Source organism: Bacillus sp. UNC437CL72CviS29, from assembly GCF_000482345.1.
Taxonomy (GTDB): Bacteria; Bacillota; Bacilli; order Bacillales; family Bacillaceae_G; genus Bacillus_A; species Bacillus_A arachidis.
Genome location: NZ_KI535303.1, coordinates 416,316 through 431,248 on the forward strand (window position 1 = coordinate 416,316; position 14,933 = coordinate 431,248).

The 14,933-nt window shown below is 36.3% G+C and carries 18 protein-coding genes; 7 read left to right on the forward strand and 11 right to left on the reverse strand.

Going from position 1 to position 14,933, the window contains the following annotated elements:
- Positions 1-50 precede the first annotated feature (50 nt).
- Positions 51-368: a hypothetical protein gene (locus M014_RS0123135; RefSeq protein ID WP_026593821.1), complete on the reverse strand. Its 318-nt coding sequence runs from the start codon at positions 366-368 to the stop codon at positions 51-53.
- 108 nt (positions 369-476) lie between these two features.
- Between M014_RS0123135 and ytzI the strand changes: the two genes are divergently transcribed.
- From ytzI to M014_RS27435, 3 genes are read left to right on the forward strand one after another with little or no spacing between them, the layout of a single operon-like run.
- Complete coding sequence (gene ytzI, locus M014_RS0123140) at positions 477-626, forward strand: YtzI protein (protein WP_026593822.1); 150 nt, start codon at positions 477-479, stop codon at positions 624-626.
- A 1-nt stretch (position 627) separates the two neighbouring features.
- Entirely contained in the window at positions 628-858 is a 231-nt protein-coding gene (locus M014_RS0123145; RefSeq protein WP_026593823.1) for a DUF3953 domain-containing protein, read from the forward strand.
- Between the two features lie 29 nt (positions 859-887).
- Entirely contained in the window at positions 888-1,070 is a 183-nt protein-coding gene (locus tag M014_RS27435; protein ID WP_231503993.1) for a hypothetical protein, read from the forward strand.
- A gap of 362 nt (positions 1,071-1,432) precedes the next feature.
- On the opposite strand, the gene M014_RS0123160 is transcribed toward M014_RS27435, so the two are convergent.
- The 8 genes from M014_RS0123160 to dapA all read right to left on the reverse strand — a co-directional run bounded on the left by M014_RS0123160 (position 1,433) and on the right by dapA (position 9,938).
- A complete protein-coding gene (locus M014_RS0123160; protein ID WP_035415694.1) occupies positions 1,433-1,840 on the reverse strand; it encodes a DUF5412 domain-containing protein in 408 nt (135 codons plus the stop codon).
- Between the two features lie 149 nt (positions 1,841-1,989).
- The gene (locus tag M014_RS0123165) at positions 1,990-2,979 is read right to left on the reverse strand and encodes a LacI family DNA-binding transcriptional regulator (protein ID WP_026593826.1); all 990 of its coding nucleotides are present in this window, start codon (positions 2,977-2,979) and stop codon (positions 1,990-1,992) included.
- A gap of 24 nt (positions 2,980-3,003) precedes the next feature.
- A complete protein-coding gene (locus M014_RS0123170) occupies positions 3,004-4,050 on the reverse strand; it encodes an aldose epimerase family protein (RefSeq protein ID WP_026593827.1) in 1,047 nt (348 codons plus the stop codon).
- Positions 4,051-4,067: 17 nt separating this feature from the next.
- Complete coding sequence (galT, locus tag M014_RS0123175; RefSeq protein ID WP_026593828.1) at positions 4,068-5,552, reverse strand: UDP-glucose--hexose-1-phosphate uridylyltransferase; 1,485 nt, start codon at positions 5,550-5,552, stop codon at positions 4,068-4,070.
- Between the two features lie 162 nt (positions 5,553-5,714).
- Positions 5,715-6,896, reverse strand: coding sequence for a galactokinase (locus M014_RS0123185; protein ID WP_026593829.1), 1,182 nt, complete (start codon positions 6,894-6,896; stop codon positions 5,715-5,717).
- A 363-nt stretch (positions 6,897-7,259) separates the two neighbouring features.
- Positions 7,260-7,415 carry a hypothetical protein gene (locus tag M014_RS29425; protein WP_155924362.1) on the reverse strand — a complete coding sequence of 52 codons (156 nt, stop codon included), beginning with the start codon at positions 7,413-7,415 and terminating at the stop codon, positions 7,260-7,262.
- A gap of 126 nt (positions 7,416-7,541) precedes the next feature.
- Positions 7,542-9,026, reverse strand: a complete 1,485-nt coding sequence (locus tag M014_RS0123195; protein ID WP_026593830.1) for an aldehyde dehydrogenase family protein — start codon at positions 9,024-9,026, stop codon at positions 7,542-7,544.
- Between the two features lie 15 nt (positions 9,027-9,041).
- Entirely contained in the window at positions 9,042-9,938 is an 897-nt protein-coding gene (dapA, locus tag M014_RS0123200) for a 4-hydroxy-tetrahydrodipicolinate synthase (protein WP_026593831.1), read from the reverse strand.
- 255 nt (positions 9,939-10,193) lie between these two features.
- Here dapA and M014_RS0123205 point away from each other — a divergent pair, with 255 nt between their 5' ends.
- Entirely contained in the window at positions 10,194-10,751 is a 558-nt protein-coding gene (locus M014_RS0123205; RefSeq protein WP_026593832.1) for a helix-turn-helix domain-containing protein, read from the forward strand.
- A 92-nt stretch (positions 10,752-10,843) separates the two neighbouring features.
- Here the strand turns inward: M014_RS0123205 and luxS are convergent, their stop codons facing one another.
- On the reverse strand, positions 10,844-11,317 hold the full coding sequence (gene luxS / locus M014_RS0123210) for an S-ribosylhomocysteine lyase LuxS (protein WP_026593833.1): 474 nt from the start codon (positions 11,315-11,317) through the stop codon (positions 10,844-10,846).
- Positions 11,318-11,445: 128 nt separating this feature from the next.
- Here luxS and yidD point away from each other — a divergent pair, with 128 nt between their 5' ends.
- Positions 11,446-11,682 (forward strand): membrane protein insertion efficiency factor YidD, encoded by a 237-nt coding sequence (gene yidD / locus M014_RS0123215; RefSeq protein ID WP_026593834.1) that lies wholly within the window; start codon positions 11,446-11,448, stop codon positions 11,680-11,682.
- On the opposite strand, the gene M014_RS0123220 is transcribed toward yidD, so the two are convergent.
- Positions 11,679-12,242, reverse strand: coding sequence for a beta-class carbonic anhydrase (locus M014_RS0123220; RefSeq protein WP_026593835.1), 564 nt, complete (start codon positions 12,240-12,242; stop codon positions 11,679-11,681). The two genes, yidD and M014_RS0123220, sit on opposite strands and share 4 nt — an antisense overlap.
- 224 nt (positions 12,243-12,466) lie before the next feature.
- On the opposite strand from M014_RS0123220, the gene cydA reads away from it, so the two are divergent.
- Both cydA and cydB read left to right on the forward strand, forming a co-directional pair.
- Entirely contained in the window at positions 12,467-13,813 is a 1,347-nt protein-coding gene (gene cydA, locus M014_RS0123225; RefSeq protein ID WP_026593836.1) for a cytochrome ubiquinol oxidase subunit I, read from the forward strand.
- The gene (cydB, locus tag M014_RS0123230; protein WP_026593837.1) at positions 13,803-14,831 is read left to right on the forward strand and encodes a cytochrome d ubiquinol oxidase subunit II; all 1,029 of its coding nucleotides are present in this window, start codon (positions 13,803-13,805) and stop codon (positions 14,829-14,831) included. The genes cydA and cydB overlap by 11 nt, the downstream gene beginning before the upstream one ends.
- Positions 14,832-14,933: the final 102 nt, after the last annotated feature.

Sequence of the window (14,933 nt, forward strand, 5' to 3'; positions counted from 1 at the left end):
CTACCACAAATTGTAGCACAATTCGTATTCATATGCATAATGTTATCCAACTATAATCCATTGATTATTCCCATTTGTGCGACTAATTCCTTCGTTTCATGATTCCCTAAATCATAAATCATCTTATATGCTTTCTGCAGCTCAGCATCATACCGGTCATTATTTGAATCATGATGATATTCCACATATGGAACATGTGAACGTACAAAAGAGCCAAGATCTTCGCGATATGCCTGATCGAAGCATTCCCGTAACTCAATAATTTCCTCATCATTCGCCTGGATTTCAAAGCTATATGTATCCGCCGTTTTCACCTGCGAAATCTGTCCATTTCCTACTGATATATAGTAAGTTTTCTTATTATCCATATAACGCTCCTTCTTTCACCTTTTTAACTTCTATTGTTTTCAACAATTACAAAATTATGTAAAACAAAGTTTCGTTTAGTGATAAAATGGAGAAAAGGAGGGGTCTATTTGATTAAAATATTAATTATTGGAGTCATTATTGTACTTATCGTATTGGTTCTCTCTGTGCTGACAATCAATAAAGGTTATTCTTACAAACATTCAGTGGACAAACCAGAGGCTAATCCTTATCTAACAAATAAACAGGAGGATCAATAATATGCTTCGTATATCCCGCCTCCTCACTACTTTCATTGTCATTATCGTATCCTTATATAGCCTCATTACACAGAATGATGCATTTCTTACACTCTCACAATTTTTCGTAGGAGCCTTAATGTTTATAATCGCAATTGAACAAATACAAAAGAAAGACCCAAGTACTGGCCTAACTTGTATGGTAGCAGGAGTTTTCGTGTGGGCTGTCCTCGCAGTAAAGTATATTATGTAACAACTATTTTCTTACGGAGGAATGAACATATGTTAAAGACCGTTCGGGTTACCTTTGCATTCATTGCATTAGCTTTATCTATCTATAGTTTTATCACAGATAACAGAGGTATTCTGCTTTATATGTTCAGTGCTTTAGGCTTAGTATCTTTCACTATGAGCATTGAAGAATTACGTGAACAAAAGAAAGAAGTGGAACATTCTATTTATTAGCCGAAACACTTACTTTATTTCTAGCTACATTCGATTTATTCTGTTAATTCGAACTTTCAAAGGAGGGACTTTAATGCTAACTGGATTACGTATTTTTCTCTTGCTTACACTTATTCTTTGTATATATTCTTTTTTTACCAATAGCCTCGCAATCACCCCTTACGTACAACTTAGTTTTAGTTGTTCATTTATCCTTATCGGCATAAATGAAATAAAAGCAGGGCGAAAATCAATGAGCATTCCGTATTTTGGGATTTCCGCTCTTATGTTCTTCGTTATGGTATCCAAATTTTTTCACTAAATAAGGCAATTTATAGAGTTAAAATAACCATCCATACTCTACTTCTCTTACTACATATCATTTACTGAATAAACTGTTTCGGCTCTTTTTTAATATGCTTATCATCCTCACGCCAATCATACGTTTCTTCCCGTGAAATATCTAAAGTTTGATCTCCAATTCTAACTCTATCTTTATCCATCCATTGAATGTATGGATCTGTATCTGGATAGTTCCAATATATATTCTTGGTGGAATCGGAACTAAGATTAACCAGCTCTCCTCTAACAGCATCTGCACTTAATGACCCAGCATTATGAAAATAAGTTTTTATAACATGCTTTCCATCTGGGGATTGCACAGTTCGAATCCATTCCCCTTTCGGAACGCCTTGCAAACTAAAAAATTTCCAATATCCGAAGCCAATGATTATTACTAGCGCAGCAAATAATACCAATGCTACTTTTCTCTTTGTCTTTTTGATTTGCATTTTTGTATCGCTCACTCAACCATCCCCTATAATATTGAATATAATCCTCTTAAAACCATATTACACTACACACTAACCTTTAAGATAACCTCATAAAGAGAAACCCCTGTTTCAATAAGCAGAAGTTTCTTTTTTCATTTATTCATTTACTAAAAACTACTTTTCCTAATGTTTAATTTCGTTGACAAAATTACCTTTTTAGCTACATTCCGTCCTAACAATCGTTCCATTAATAAATCCACTGCCGTTTCTCCCATAAGTCCTGTATATACTTTCACTGTACTGAGCGCTGGAGAAAGATACTGGGAAATACTAATATCATTTACACCAATTATATTTACTCTTTCTGGAACAGCAATTTCATGTTCATTTAGTGCTCTTAGACATCCGATTGCCATCGCGTCATTTCCAACAAAAAAAGCCGTCGGTAACTGATCCTGCTGCTCTTCTATCGCCTGATTCATTAATAAATAACCATCGTTTACTGAAAACTGACCCGTGTATATATAGTTCTCATAAAATAATTCTTTTTCCTTCATATATGTTATAAAGGCACGTTCCCTTGAATCTTCAATTTCGGAAGTCTGATCTTTAAATGTTTCCCGTCCTCCTATGTATCCAATCTTTTGATGTTCCTTTTCTATTAAATAATCAATCACCTTCATTGTTGCCTTCTCAAAATCTACCACAACCGAATCAAAAATCTCTTCATTTGGAGAATAATCTACAAATACAATATTTTTTGTTATCATTTCAAATAAACCTATTTCTCGTTCACTAAATTTCCCTATTGCAATCATGCCTTGAATATTTTCCTTCATCAACTCTTCCATTTGGCTATGGAAAAGTTTTACAATTTTCAACCCTTGCTGTTCACATCTTTTTTCTATTCCTAAACGAATGGACATATAATATAAATCGTTAAGCTCTTCTTCCTCTGTATACCAATGGATCAAAGCAATTTTCGGTAATTCTTTTTTACGATTTGTACGCTTCTTATAAGAAAGCTCCTCTGCTGCCTCAAATATCCTCTTCTTCGTTTCATCACTGACAGAAAGTAATACATCATTATTTAACACCCGAGAAACAGTAGCTATGGATACGCCTGCCTTCTCTGCTATATCTTTAATCGTTGCCATACCTAATCCACCTACTCTTCTCAATTATTCAACCCGAAACGTATATTTCGTCGAGGAAGAGAATAATTGATTTTTATTTAAAATGTACGAAGGAAAATTCGGATGATGAATGGCATCAGGCAATCCTTGCGTTTCTAGACAAAGTCCTAAATACTTTTTGGATTGTACCCCACATATTTCAAACACACTTGGTAATTGGTTTCCTGTATACAAAACTACGCCAACCTCATCTGTTTCCACGACTAATTTGCGGCCACTTTCTTCATCCCATAATATAATTTCCTGATCGTAGTTGCTATTCAACAGAAAAGGATGATCATATCCCTTCCCTACTAATTCATTTTGATAATAGCGAGAATATACTCCCTCTTTTATTTGCCTTCCTGCTCGGAAATCGAAGGGCGTATCTATTACATCCAATATTTCACCCGTTGGTAATAATTGCTCGTTTAATTCTAGAAATTGATCACTGTCAATTTTTAAAGTATGCTGTAAGACATCCCGCTTTAAATTTCCACTTAGGTTAAAATACGTATGATTCGTTACGTTTAATATCGTCGTTTTATCCGATTGTGCTTCATAACGAATCAAAAATTCATTCGCATTATTTAATGTATAGATCACTTTTACATGTACAGTTCCTGGATATCCTTCTTCTCCGTTAGGGCTAGTATAAGTGAATTCAATTCCGGTTTCCTTCTCATTTTCTATTATTTTAGCATCCCAAACGATATAACTAAATCCTTTCAAACCACCATGAAGATGATTGTCTTGCTCGTTCTTTACTAGCGTATAGGTATTGCCATCCAATTCAAATTGAGCCCCTTTGATTCTACCAGCTACTCTTCCTACAACTGCTCCAAAGTATGGAGAATATCTCTCGTAATTTTCCAATTCTTCAAACCCTAAAACGATATTTTCATACTTTCCTTTCCTATCAGGCGTAATAATTTTCGTAATCACACAACCGTAATTTAAACACGTAACCTCTATACCCTGGGCATTTTTTAATGTATAAGCGTACACATCTTTTCCATTTACTTTACCAAATATATTTTGAAAGACTGTCATATCCCTATCGCTCGCTCCTATAAACTTTGTATAAAACGTTTAAATGCAGCTATTCCTCCATCGTTTCGTTTGAAAACTCCAGCATCTTCTAATGCCCTTAAAAATTTAGCTGCTAGCTCTTTTTGAACAATGTGATGAATATTCTCTTCATTCGCTTCTACTTTGTACCGCTCTCTCAATTGCTCTGCCCATCGTTTGTGATATTCTGCTACACAATTGTCTTTATACAATACATATCGTTCTACCTCTTGTAACTCTAATTTCAACCTTGCTGGAAGTACAGCCAATCCCATCACTTCAATTAAACCTACGTTTTCCTTCTTAATGTGTTGTACATCTTGATGCGGATGAAAGATACCAAAAGGATACTCCTTACTTGTACGATTATTTCGTAGTACAAGATCTAGCTCATACTGTTCATTTCGCTTGCGCGCAATAGGTGTAATCGTATTATGCGGCACACCGTCTGTACTTGCGTAAATATGAACAGATGGATCGCTATATTGCTTCCATTTATCCAAAATGGAATCTGCCACGTTTACTAATAAATTAGAATCTTTACCTTTTAAGCGAATAACAGACATAGGCCATTTCACTACTGAACATTGAACCTTCGGAAATCTATCTAATTGAAATACATAATCATCTTCTGCTTTTGCCATTGCAAATTCGTATTTACCACCTTGATAATGATCATGTGATAAAATGGATCCACCTACAATAGGTAAATCCGCATTGGAGCCAATAAAATAATGAGGGAACCGTTTCACAAAAGAAAGTAATCTTTCAAAAGCTTGACGATTTATTTCCATATTCCGATGTGTTTCTGCTAGCACAATGCAATGTTCGTTATAGTATACATAAGGAGAATATTGTAAGTACCAGCGCTCTCCTAATAATTCCATTCGAATCATTCTATGGTTAGAACGTGCCGGATGGCCAAGTCTACCCGCATATCCTTCATTTTCAATGCAAAGTAAGCATTTCGGATAATCCGTATTCTGTATTAGATTTTCGTTTACAATTTCTTTTGGATCTTTTTCCGGTTTAGATACATTAATCGTAATGTCCAGTTCTCCATACTCTGTATTGGCTTTATAACTAATATTTTTCTGAACATGCTTCGTTTGAATATAGTTACTTATTCGACTTAATTCATAAAAATAATCCGTTGCATGTTCTGGATGGCACTCGTAATGTTGATAGAAACATTGATTAATAGTTGATGGTTTTGCCATAAAGCAGTTCATAATTTGACTCGCTAATATGTCTCTTTTATAAGAAGAATCATCAATAATTCCTTGTTCACTCGCATACTGAACTAAATCTTCTAGTAAATCTGTTATTTCTTTTTCTTCCGCTTTACTTTCTTGCTTTTCAAAACGCTCTAAATGAAGAAGGTGAAGAATTTGATTTCTTATATAAATTCCATCTTCTCTTTCGATAAACCGAAGTGAACATGCCCGTTTTATAAGTTGCTCAATGACTTGATAAACATTCATGATACTTTCCCTCCGCTGAATCGTTATATCCATTCGGACTATTTTCATTCCCATCCTAAACTATAAAGAAAAATAAAATAGTTACACATTAGCTGTAACTACTACATTAAACTTTGCCCTACGAATTGCTATACAAGCACGAACACCGATATAACCTGCCATTCATTGCATTGCCTCTCTCTGCAGCTCTCGTGCCCCGTCCCCAATATCAGCAACATAAAATGTCGCTTCGTAACCGATGACTTCTTTATACTTTTGTCCAACGTTGCAAATAAATTGATCCGTATATTCTTTCCCAACGATCGCAATTGCACAACCACCAAACCCCGCACCTGTCATACGTGCTCCTATAACCCCTTCTTGTTTCCAGGCTGATTCAACCAATGTATCTAGTTCTTGCCCTGTCACTTCATAATCATCACGTAAAGAACAATGGGATTCATTCATCAGCCTTCCAAATTCTTTTATATTATTTTCTTTTAATTCTTTTACAGATCGCAATGTTCGGCAATTTTCATACACAACATGTTTAGCCCGTTTTCTTAAGCTCTCTTCCTTAATTACATGCTTATATTGTTCAAACATTTTTTCAGTTAGTTCTCCTAGGGAGCTTATATCAATTATCTCTTGTAAATTTGCAAGGGCCTGTTCACATTCCGTTCTTCTCTCATTATATTTAGAAGTAGCAAGCTCTCGCCGCTTGTTTGTATTCATAATAATGATATTGTAGTTATCCAGCTGCAGTGGCGCATACGTAAAATTCATTGTTTGGCAATTTAATAACATCCCATATCTTGCTTTTCCCATCCCAATAGCAAATTGATCCATAATGCCACTATTTACACCGATAAAATAATTCTCTACTTTTTTACCAATTTTAATCAATTCTATACGATCTAATTCGAATTGAAATAATCCTTCCATCGTTACCCCTGTTACAAGCTCAATAGAGGCAGATGATGACAATCCCGCACCGTTTGGAATATTTCCATAAAACATAATGTTAATTCCTGAATCAATGCTATATCCAGCTTCTATGAGATAACGAATCATACCTTTTGGATAATTCGCCCACTCATGTTCTTGCTTATAATCTAAATCCTGTAAAGAAAATGAAATAACACCCTTTTCGGGGAAGTTCAATGAATAGGCACATATTAACGCATCATCTCGCTTGCTTGCTAACGCATACGTGCCGAAAGTAATGGCACATGGAAACACATTTCCTCCGTTATAATCAGTATGCTCTCCAATCAAATTAATCCGACCAGGCGCAAAGAAAGTACGATACTCCTCTTGATGAAATATTTTCTTAAAGTTCTCCATTAACTGGTTATGTATCATCTAAAGGCCCCCTTATGTAATACGAACTAAAAAGTTTTTCCATTCTAACTCCGAATTCATTCTACAAAAAATAAAGACTTATTATCTTTTTACTAAAAAAATTCAAAAAAGTCAAAATTTTTTCAGTAAAAAACTGCATCTTTTTTGTACATATTTTAGTAAAAAATACCACATAATTTTACTTTGCAGTTTAAAATGGATTACATATAATAATTCAATCTCTCATAATTGGTTTAATCGCGCAGAAAATCCTCTGAATTTTTATTGATTAACTCCCCTAAGATGTTCTTGAGACTATAAAAAGCTCCCTGTTTTTATACAGGAAGCTTTTTGATTCTTCTCTAACGCATACCGTTTTTTTACTTAGTTTACCTCAATCGGCTTCTGGACAATAAACCAATAACAAAGCGCCCCGCATCCAGCAATAATTCCACCAGAAATAAATGCTAACGCATACGAACCTGTTGTATCAGCTGGATGCACATCTAGTTTTGGATTTATTCCCCTCTCATCATTCATCCTCCCTTTTTGAACAAAAAATAGACATATATTTTTGTAGAAAAAATAGACATATATTTTTGTAGAAAAAATAGACATATATTTTTGTAGAAAAAAAGGATATGGTATCCATATCCTTCTCTCGAGCTACTCCAAATTCACCCAAATGCTCTTCACTTCCGTATAATTATCAAGCGCATACGAACCCATTTCACGGCCGATACCAGATTGTTTATATCCTCCAAATGGCGATGCGGCATTTTCTAAATTATAACTATTGATCCACACTGTACCTGCTTTTAATTGATTCGCAACTTTATGCGCTGTTTTTACATTTTCTGTCCATACACCAGCCGCTAAACCGTACGGTGTATTATTTGCTCGTTCAATGACTTCTTCTATCTCATCAAAAGGTAAGATAGAAACAACTGGGCCAAAGATTTCTTCTTGCGCAATTTTCATATTATCCGTTACATCTGCAAATACAGTAGGCGCCACGAAATATCCTTTTTCAAATTCCTTCACGCCGCCCGCTATAAGTTTTGCGCCTTCTTCTATTCCGCTCTTAATGTAGCTAAGTACACGTTCTTGTTGCTTCTTCGATACGAGAGGTCCCATTTCTGTTTCAGGATCTAATCCATGTCCTACTTTCACTTCATTCGCCATTGTTCCTAATTCACTAACGACTTTTTCATAATGCTTTCGATGAACAAATACGCGTGAGCCTGCGCTACAATTTTGGCCATGGTTATACATAATGCCGTTAAATGCCCCAGGGATTGCTTTTGAAAGATCAGCATCTTCTAAAATAATATTTGGTGATTTCCCGCCAAGTTCTAATGTGACGTGCTTTATCGTTTCCGCTGCTTTACGCATAATCCCTTTTCCAATAACAGTTGATCCTGTGAAAGCAACTTTATTGATATCCGGATGATTCACAATCGCTTCACCAGCACCTCCGCCAAAACCAGGAACAAAATTGACTACACCATCTGGGAATCCAGCTTCTTTAAATAACTGCGCTGTATATAGAAGAGAGAGCGGCGTTTGCTCTGCTGGTTTCAAAACAATTGTACAACCCGTTGCAAGTGCTGCCCCTAACTTCCAAGCAGCCATTAATAATGGAAAGTTCCACGGAATAATTTGTCCGACAACGCCAATTGGTTCATGGCGTGTATAGTTTAAATATTCCGGTGAAATTGGGATTGTTTGCCCAAGAATCTTTGTTGCCCATCCCGCATAATAACGGAAATGATCAACTGTCCCAGCAATATCATCTTCAAGCGCCTGTTTATATGGTTTTCCATTGTCTAGTGCCTCAAGCTGCGCCAGTTCTTCTTTATTCTCATCGATTAAATCTGCAAGCTTGTAAATCAAGTGCGCCCGTTCTGCTGCACTTATTTTTGACCAAGTTCCTTCTTCAAACGCTTTACGAGCAGCTTTCACTGCAAGATCCACATCTTCTTCTCCTGCCTCACATACGACAGCAAGTACTTCCTCTGTTGCTGGATTCCAAACGTTAAATGTTTTTCCACTTACTGCTGGAACGAATTTCCCATCTATAAATAATTCCTTTTTCCCTTCCAGGAACGCTTGAACTTTTGGTTTTAAATCTTGGCTTGTCGTTAGCATACTCTCTCTCCCTTCTTATTTTTGTAATGTTAATAGGTTTTCTAAAATTCCTTGTAACTTTTGATCTTCTTCCTCTGTTAATGGCAGACGTGGTTTGCGAGACGGACCACCAGTTTGCCCTTTTAAATCCATTACTCTCTTAATGATTTGAACATACTTCCCTGATTCTTCAATAAAACTACATAACGGTAAAATTTTATCGTATAGCTCCCAAGCTCTCTCTAGTTCCTTATTTTGCACCGCATCAAATAGTTCCGTTACAAGTTTTGGCACCGCATTACCTGCAACTGAAATCCACCCTGTTGCGCCAACTAAAAAAGATTCTAATACTAAATCATCCGCACCGCAGAATGTTTCAATATCCCCTTTTCCTTTTCTTGTAATATCACGAACTTTGCGAATATCACCGCTTGATTCTTTTACATGCGTAACATTCTCTACATCACGACCGACGCGAAGAATCGTTTCTGTGCTAATATCAACACCAGATGTAAATGGATTATTATAAATCATAATTGGAAACTGAACGGATTCCGCTACTGCTTTAAAGTGTTCATAAATCTCTTCTTCTTTTGGGTGAGCGTAATATGAATTAATAAGTAATGCACCACTCGCACCCGCTCTCTCCGCTTGCTGCGTATATTCAATCGCTTCTTTTGTCGTTTCAGCCGCCGTTCCGACAAGAAGCGGAATACGCCCGTTAATTTGCTCCACCGCTGTTTCCACAACTTTAAAACGCTCTTCCTTCGTTAAACTGACAAACTCTCCCGTACTCCCGTTAACAACTAAACCTGCTACACCTTCTTGAATGAAGTGCTCAATATTTTGTTTCAAACCTTCCCAATTAATCTCTTCGTTTTGATTCATCGGTGTAATAATAACTGGATATGCCCCTTTAAATGTTTGATACATGTTTCTTCCTCCCATCACTGAATTTAACTAAGGATAAAACAAATTGAAGTGTCACTTCAATTTGTTTCGTAAAAAAAACGCAATTCATATCATCTATACACTTAGGGTCATTATAATGCAGAAAAAATAAATTTACAATATACCTATCTAATTTTTCTGAATTTTTTTAATGATAATTTGCAAAACTCAAAACTTTCCTTTACACTTCTTTCATAAGAAAAATTCTATCCAATACTTTATTCGAGGGATTGTCATATGTACGAAAATATCGGAAACAAAATTAAAGCTCTTCGCTTAGAAAAAAGAATGACCTTAAAACAAGTCTCTGAAAAAACAAATCTATCTATTAGTTTTATCTCTCAAGTAGAACGCTCGAAATCTTCTATTACACTAGAATCTTTGAAAAAAATATCAGAAGCACTTCATATCAGTCCTAGCTATTTTTTCGCAGCAGAGCAAAAAACAAATACAAATATCATACGCCGCGGTCTGCAAAATGAAGAACATGTAAATTACTCTCATTTTGTTTACACGAATCTTTCTGGAAATGTTTCAAACCCACATTTCGAACCGATTTTAGTGACGCTTCATCCTGGTGAAAAAAAAGGAAATCCTTATTCTCACAATGGTCAGGAATTCGTATTTGTACTAGAGGGTGTACTCACCATTCTATTAGAAAACGAGGAGCATGATCTACATCCTGGCGACAGCATTCATATGGAATCTGCTACACCACACAATTGGTTTAATCATACGGAAAAGCCAGCTAAATTTTTGTTTGTGAGCTCGCCCCCTATGTTCTTTCAAAAGTAACTGTGCCTTCTCATCTATCGTCGCTTCGATAAGAGATGACATACACATGGACTAAAAGAGCTGCCTTTTCACAGGCAGCTCTTTTTCATCTATTAACCAAATACTTTCCCAAGTTCATCTTTATCTTGGCTTAACCAGAAATTCATTAGGCGTTTTGCTCCTTCTAAATCATGAAGCTTTGCTTGACCGCATTGTGTTTCATTTGCAGCTGGAATTTCTGTAATTTGAACCGCATCTTTTAATGTAAGTTCTAATAAATCAATGACTTCACGAACTGTTGGCGTACCACTTACAACAAGATAATATCCTGTTTGGCAACCCATTGGTGAAATATCGATAATATCGAAATGCGGATAACGATCAATATATTTACGTAAATTAAATGCTAGTAAGTGTTCTAACGTATGAATCACATCTGGCTTCATCGCTTGTTTATTCGGTTGGCAGAAACGAATATCAAATTTATTCACAATACCGTCACTACCCACTTTATGAACACCACAATGTCTTACATAAGGTGCCTTTACAATCGTATGATCTAATTCAAAGCTTTCTACTGATGGCATAATACATCTCTCCCGCTTTCAATTTAATTCCGTTATATCCAATATGATATAACGGAAATCCGAATTAGTAAAGTATTATGTATATCCGTGCTATAATACTAGAAGAATATGCTGAAAAGGAGACGGTTATGAAACAGATTTTTATAGGTATCATACGCTTTTATCAAAAATTTATTTCCCCGATGACACCACCTGCATGCCGCTTTTATCCAACCTGTTCGCATTATGGATTAGAAGCCTTTCAGAAACACGGCGCTTTCAAAGGATTTTGGCTAACGCTAAAACGTATATTAAAATGTCATCCTTTTCATCCAGGAGGATTTGATCCAGTCCCAGATAAAAAGGATGACAGAGTAAAATCTTAAGCTTCGTAGCCGTTCACAACAAGATCTAATTTCCCTGTATCAGGGTGAATCACAAGACCATGAACCGGTACTTCGGCTGGAAGTAATGGATGGTTACGAAGTACAGAAACGCTATGTTCTACACTTTCTTCTACACTAGAGAATCCTTGTAAGAATTTCTCTAAATCGATTCCAGAATAGCGAAGTGTATCTAATTTTTCTTCTGAAACGCCTCGCTCTCTCATCTTTTCAATTGTGCTGCTCGCCTGTATTTTTGCCATACCACAATCATGGTGACCAACAACACATACTTCATCTGCACCAAGCTCATATACAGCAACTAAAATACTACGCATAATACTTCCAAATGGATGTGAAATAACAGCGCCCGCTACTTTAATAATTTTCACATCGCCATTACGCATATTCATTGCTTTTGGCAATAATTCAACAAGGCGTGTATCCATACAAGAAATAATTACCATCTTTTTGTTTGGAAATTTCCCAGACTCATACTCTTCATATTTTCTCTCTTCAACGAATTTTTCATTATACTGCAAAATCTCTTCTAATGACTTCATAGCAAAAAGACCCTCTTTTCTTTTATATAGTCTACATACTCAGTGTACCAAAATCTAAAAAATCCCAAAAGGATATTACTTTATTGCAAATATATAATTTTTCAGACAACCGACATAATTTCTTCATAATATACACACAGCTCTGTAACAACTGTCCCATACTTTGCTCACATTTTCACTATAAACTAGATGTAGATAATGTTAAAAAGGAGTGAAACTTTATTATGTCCGACGTTCTGTTACTGAGTCGTTTTCAATTTGCAATTACTATTTTTTATCACTTTTTGTTTGTACCACTCACAATCGGACTTGTTATTTTAGTAGCGTGTATGGAAACACAATATGCACGCACATTAAACCCAACTTATCGAAAAATGGCGAATTTCTGGGGTAAGCTATTTACGATAAACTTCGTCATGGGTATCATAACCGGTATTACGATGGAGTTCCAATTTGGGACAAACTGGTCAGAGTACTCAAAATACATGGGAGATATCTTCGGATCACCACTCGCAATCGAAGCGCTTGTTGCTTTCTTCTTAGAATCTACCTTCATGGGAATTTGGTTATTCGGTAAAGATAAAATCTCACCCAAGTTCCGTGCTTTTTGTATGTGGATGGTTGCACTTGGAACAAATATTTCCGCGCTTTGGATCATTACAGCAAATGGCTTTATGCAAAACCCTGTTGGCTACGTAGTGCGTAATGGCCGCGCTGAATTAAATGATTTTTGGGCACTTGTTACCAATCCATATGCATGGCATATGTTCTTCCATACAGTTGTTGGTTGTTATATCGTTGGTTCTTTCTTCGTTATGGCAATCAGTGCGTATCATTTATTACGTAAAAACGAGGTGGAGTTCTTTAAAAAGTCATTTAAATTTGGTTTAGTTTTAGGATTATTAGCAGCAACTGCAACACCTTTCATCGGTCACCAATCCGGTGCTTTCGCTGCAAAAATGCAACCTGCAAAAGGTGCTGCGATGGAAGCAGTTTGGGAAACTGGTAAAGGTCAAGGCTTCTCAATCATCCAAATTCCCGATGTGAAGAATGAGAAGAACTTCGAATTATTTACAATCCCAAAACTCGGCAGCTTCTTCTATACAAACTCATTTGATGGAGAAATTGTCGGTTTGAAAGATATCCCTAAAGAAGATCGTCCGAACGTAAACCTTGTTTACTATAGCTTCCGTTTAATGGTTGCACTTGGCGTATTCTTCATGGCACTCACTTGGTTTGGTTTCTATTTAAACCGAAAAGGAAAACTAGAAAACTCAAAACGTTTCTTAAAAATTACAATGTGGTCTGTCTTACTTCCATATGTTGCGATTAACGCTGGATGGATTGTTGCTGAAGCAGGTCGCCAGCCATGGACGGTATACAAATTGATGCGCACAGCTGAAGCTGTCTCACCAATTTCCGTCCCGCAGATTTGGTTCTCATTAATTAGTTTAGTATTGTTCTACACATTGCTCTTAATCGCAGATGTATACCTCATGCTGAAGTTCGCGAAAAAAGGACCAGCAGCATTGGAAGAACCTACTAAGGGAGGTGTAGCTCATGTCTCATGATATGCTTGCAGTTATTTGGTTCGGTTTATGGGGCGTGATTTGGACAGTTTACTTCATTCTCGATGGTTATGCACTCGGTAATGGAATGATTTTCCCGTTCGTTACGAAAGATCGGAAAGAACGAAATCAAATGCAAGAAGCAATCGGACCGTTCTGGGGCGGTAACGAAGTATGGTTAATTACAGCGGGCGGTGCAACATTTGCCGCCTTCCCAATCACATATGCAAATATGTTTAGCTACTTATATACACCATTGTTTTTAGTATTACTTGCTCTTTTTGCTCGTGCAGCAGGGCTTGAATTTATGCATAAAGATGATTCACCAATTTGGCAAAGTACTTGTAAATGGGCATTTGCAATTGGTAGTTTCCTCATCGCATTCTTATTCGGTGTTACATTTGCAAACCTATACTATGGACTGCAAATCGGAAAAGATGGTTATGAAGGAACATTACTTAGCTTATTAAATCATTACGGTATTTTAGGTGGTCTTTTCTTCACAGCAATCTTTGTCGTATCCGGTGCACTTTGGGTCATGATTAAGACAACTGGTGAAGTATCAGATCGTGCTTATAAAATCGCAAAACCATTTTCAATGGCAGCTGCCATCATTTTAGCCATCTTCTATGTGGCAACTGCAAACCGTACAAACTTGTTCCAAAACTTTACGGAGTATCCTGTACTATTCATTCTTCCAGCGCTTGCAATGTTAATGAGTGTCCTGGCAATTATTATGGTTTACAAACATAAAATTGGTCTCGCATTCACATTTGTTTGTCTAACAATCGCAATGTTTATGACAACTGGATTTGCAGGTATGTTCCCAAGAATGTTACCATCACGTATTAATGATGCATACAGTACAACGTTATACCAAGCAGCAGGAAGTGAATTAAACTTAAAAATTATGTTCTTCGTCGCAATGGTAATGGTACCAATCGTTATCGGCTATCAATTGTGGAGCTACACAATCTTTAAAGAAAAAATTCACAAAGACTCTGCGAAAGGGTATCACTAAAATGAAAAAAGACGCTCAAAATGAGTGTCTTTTTTTGCTTATACGTATGATTTTCACTAAGATGTTAAGCCTCTAATTTAACAATCTTGCTAAAGAGGAATG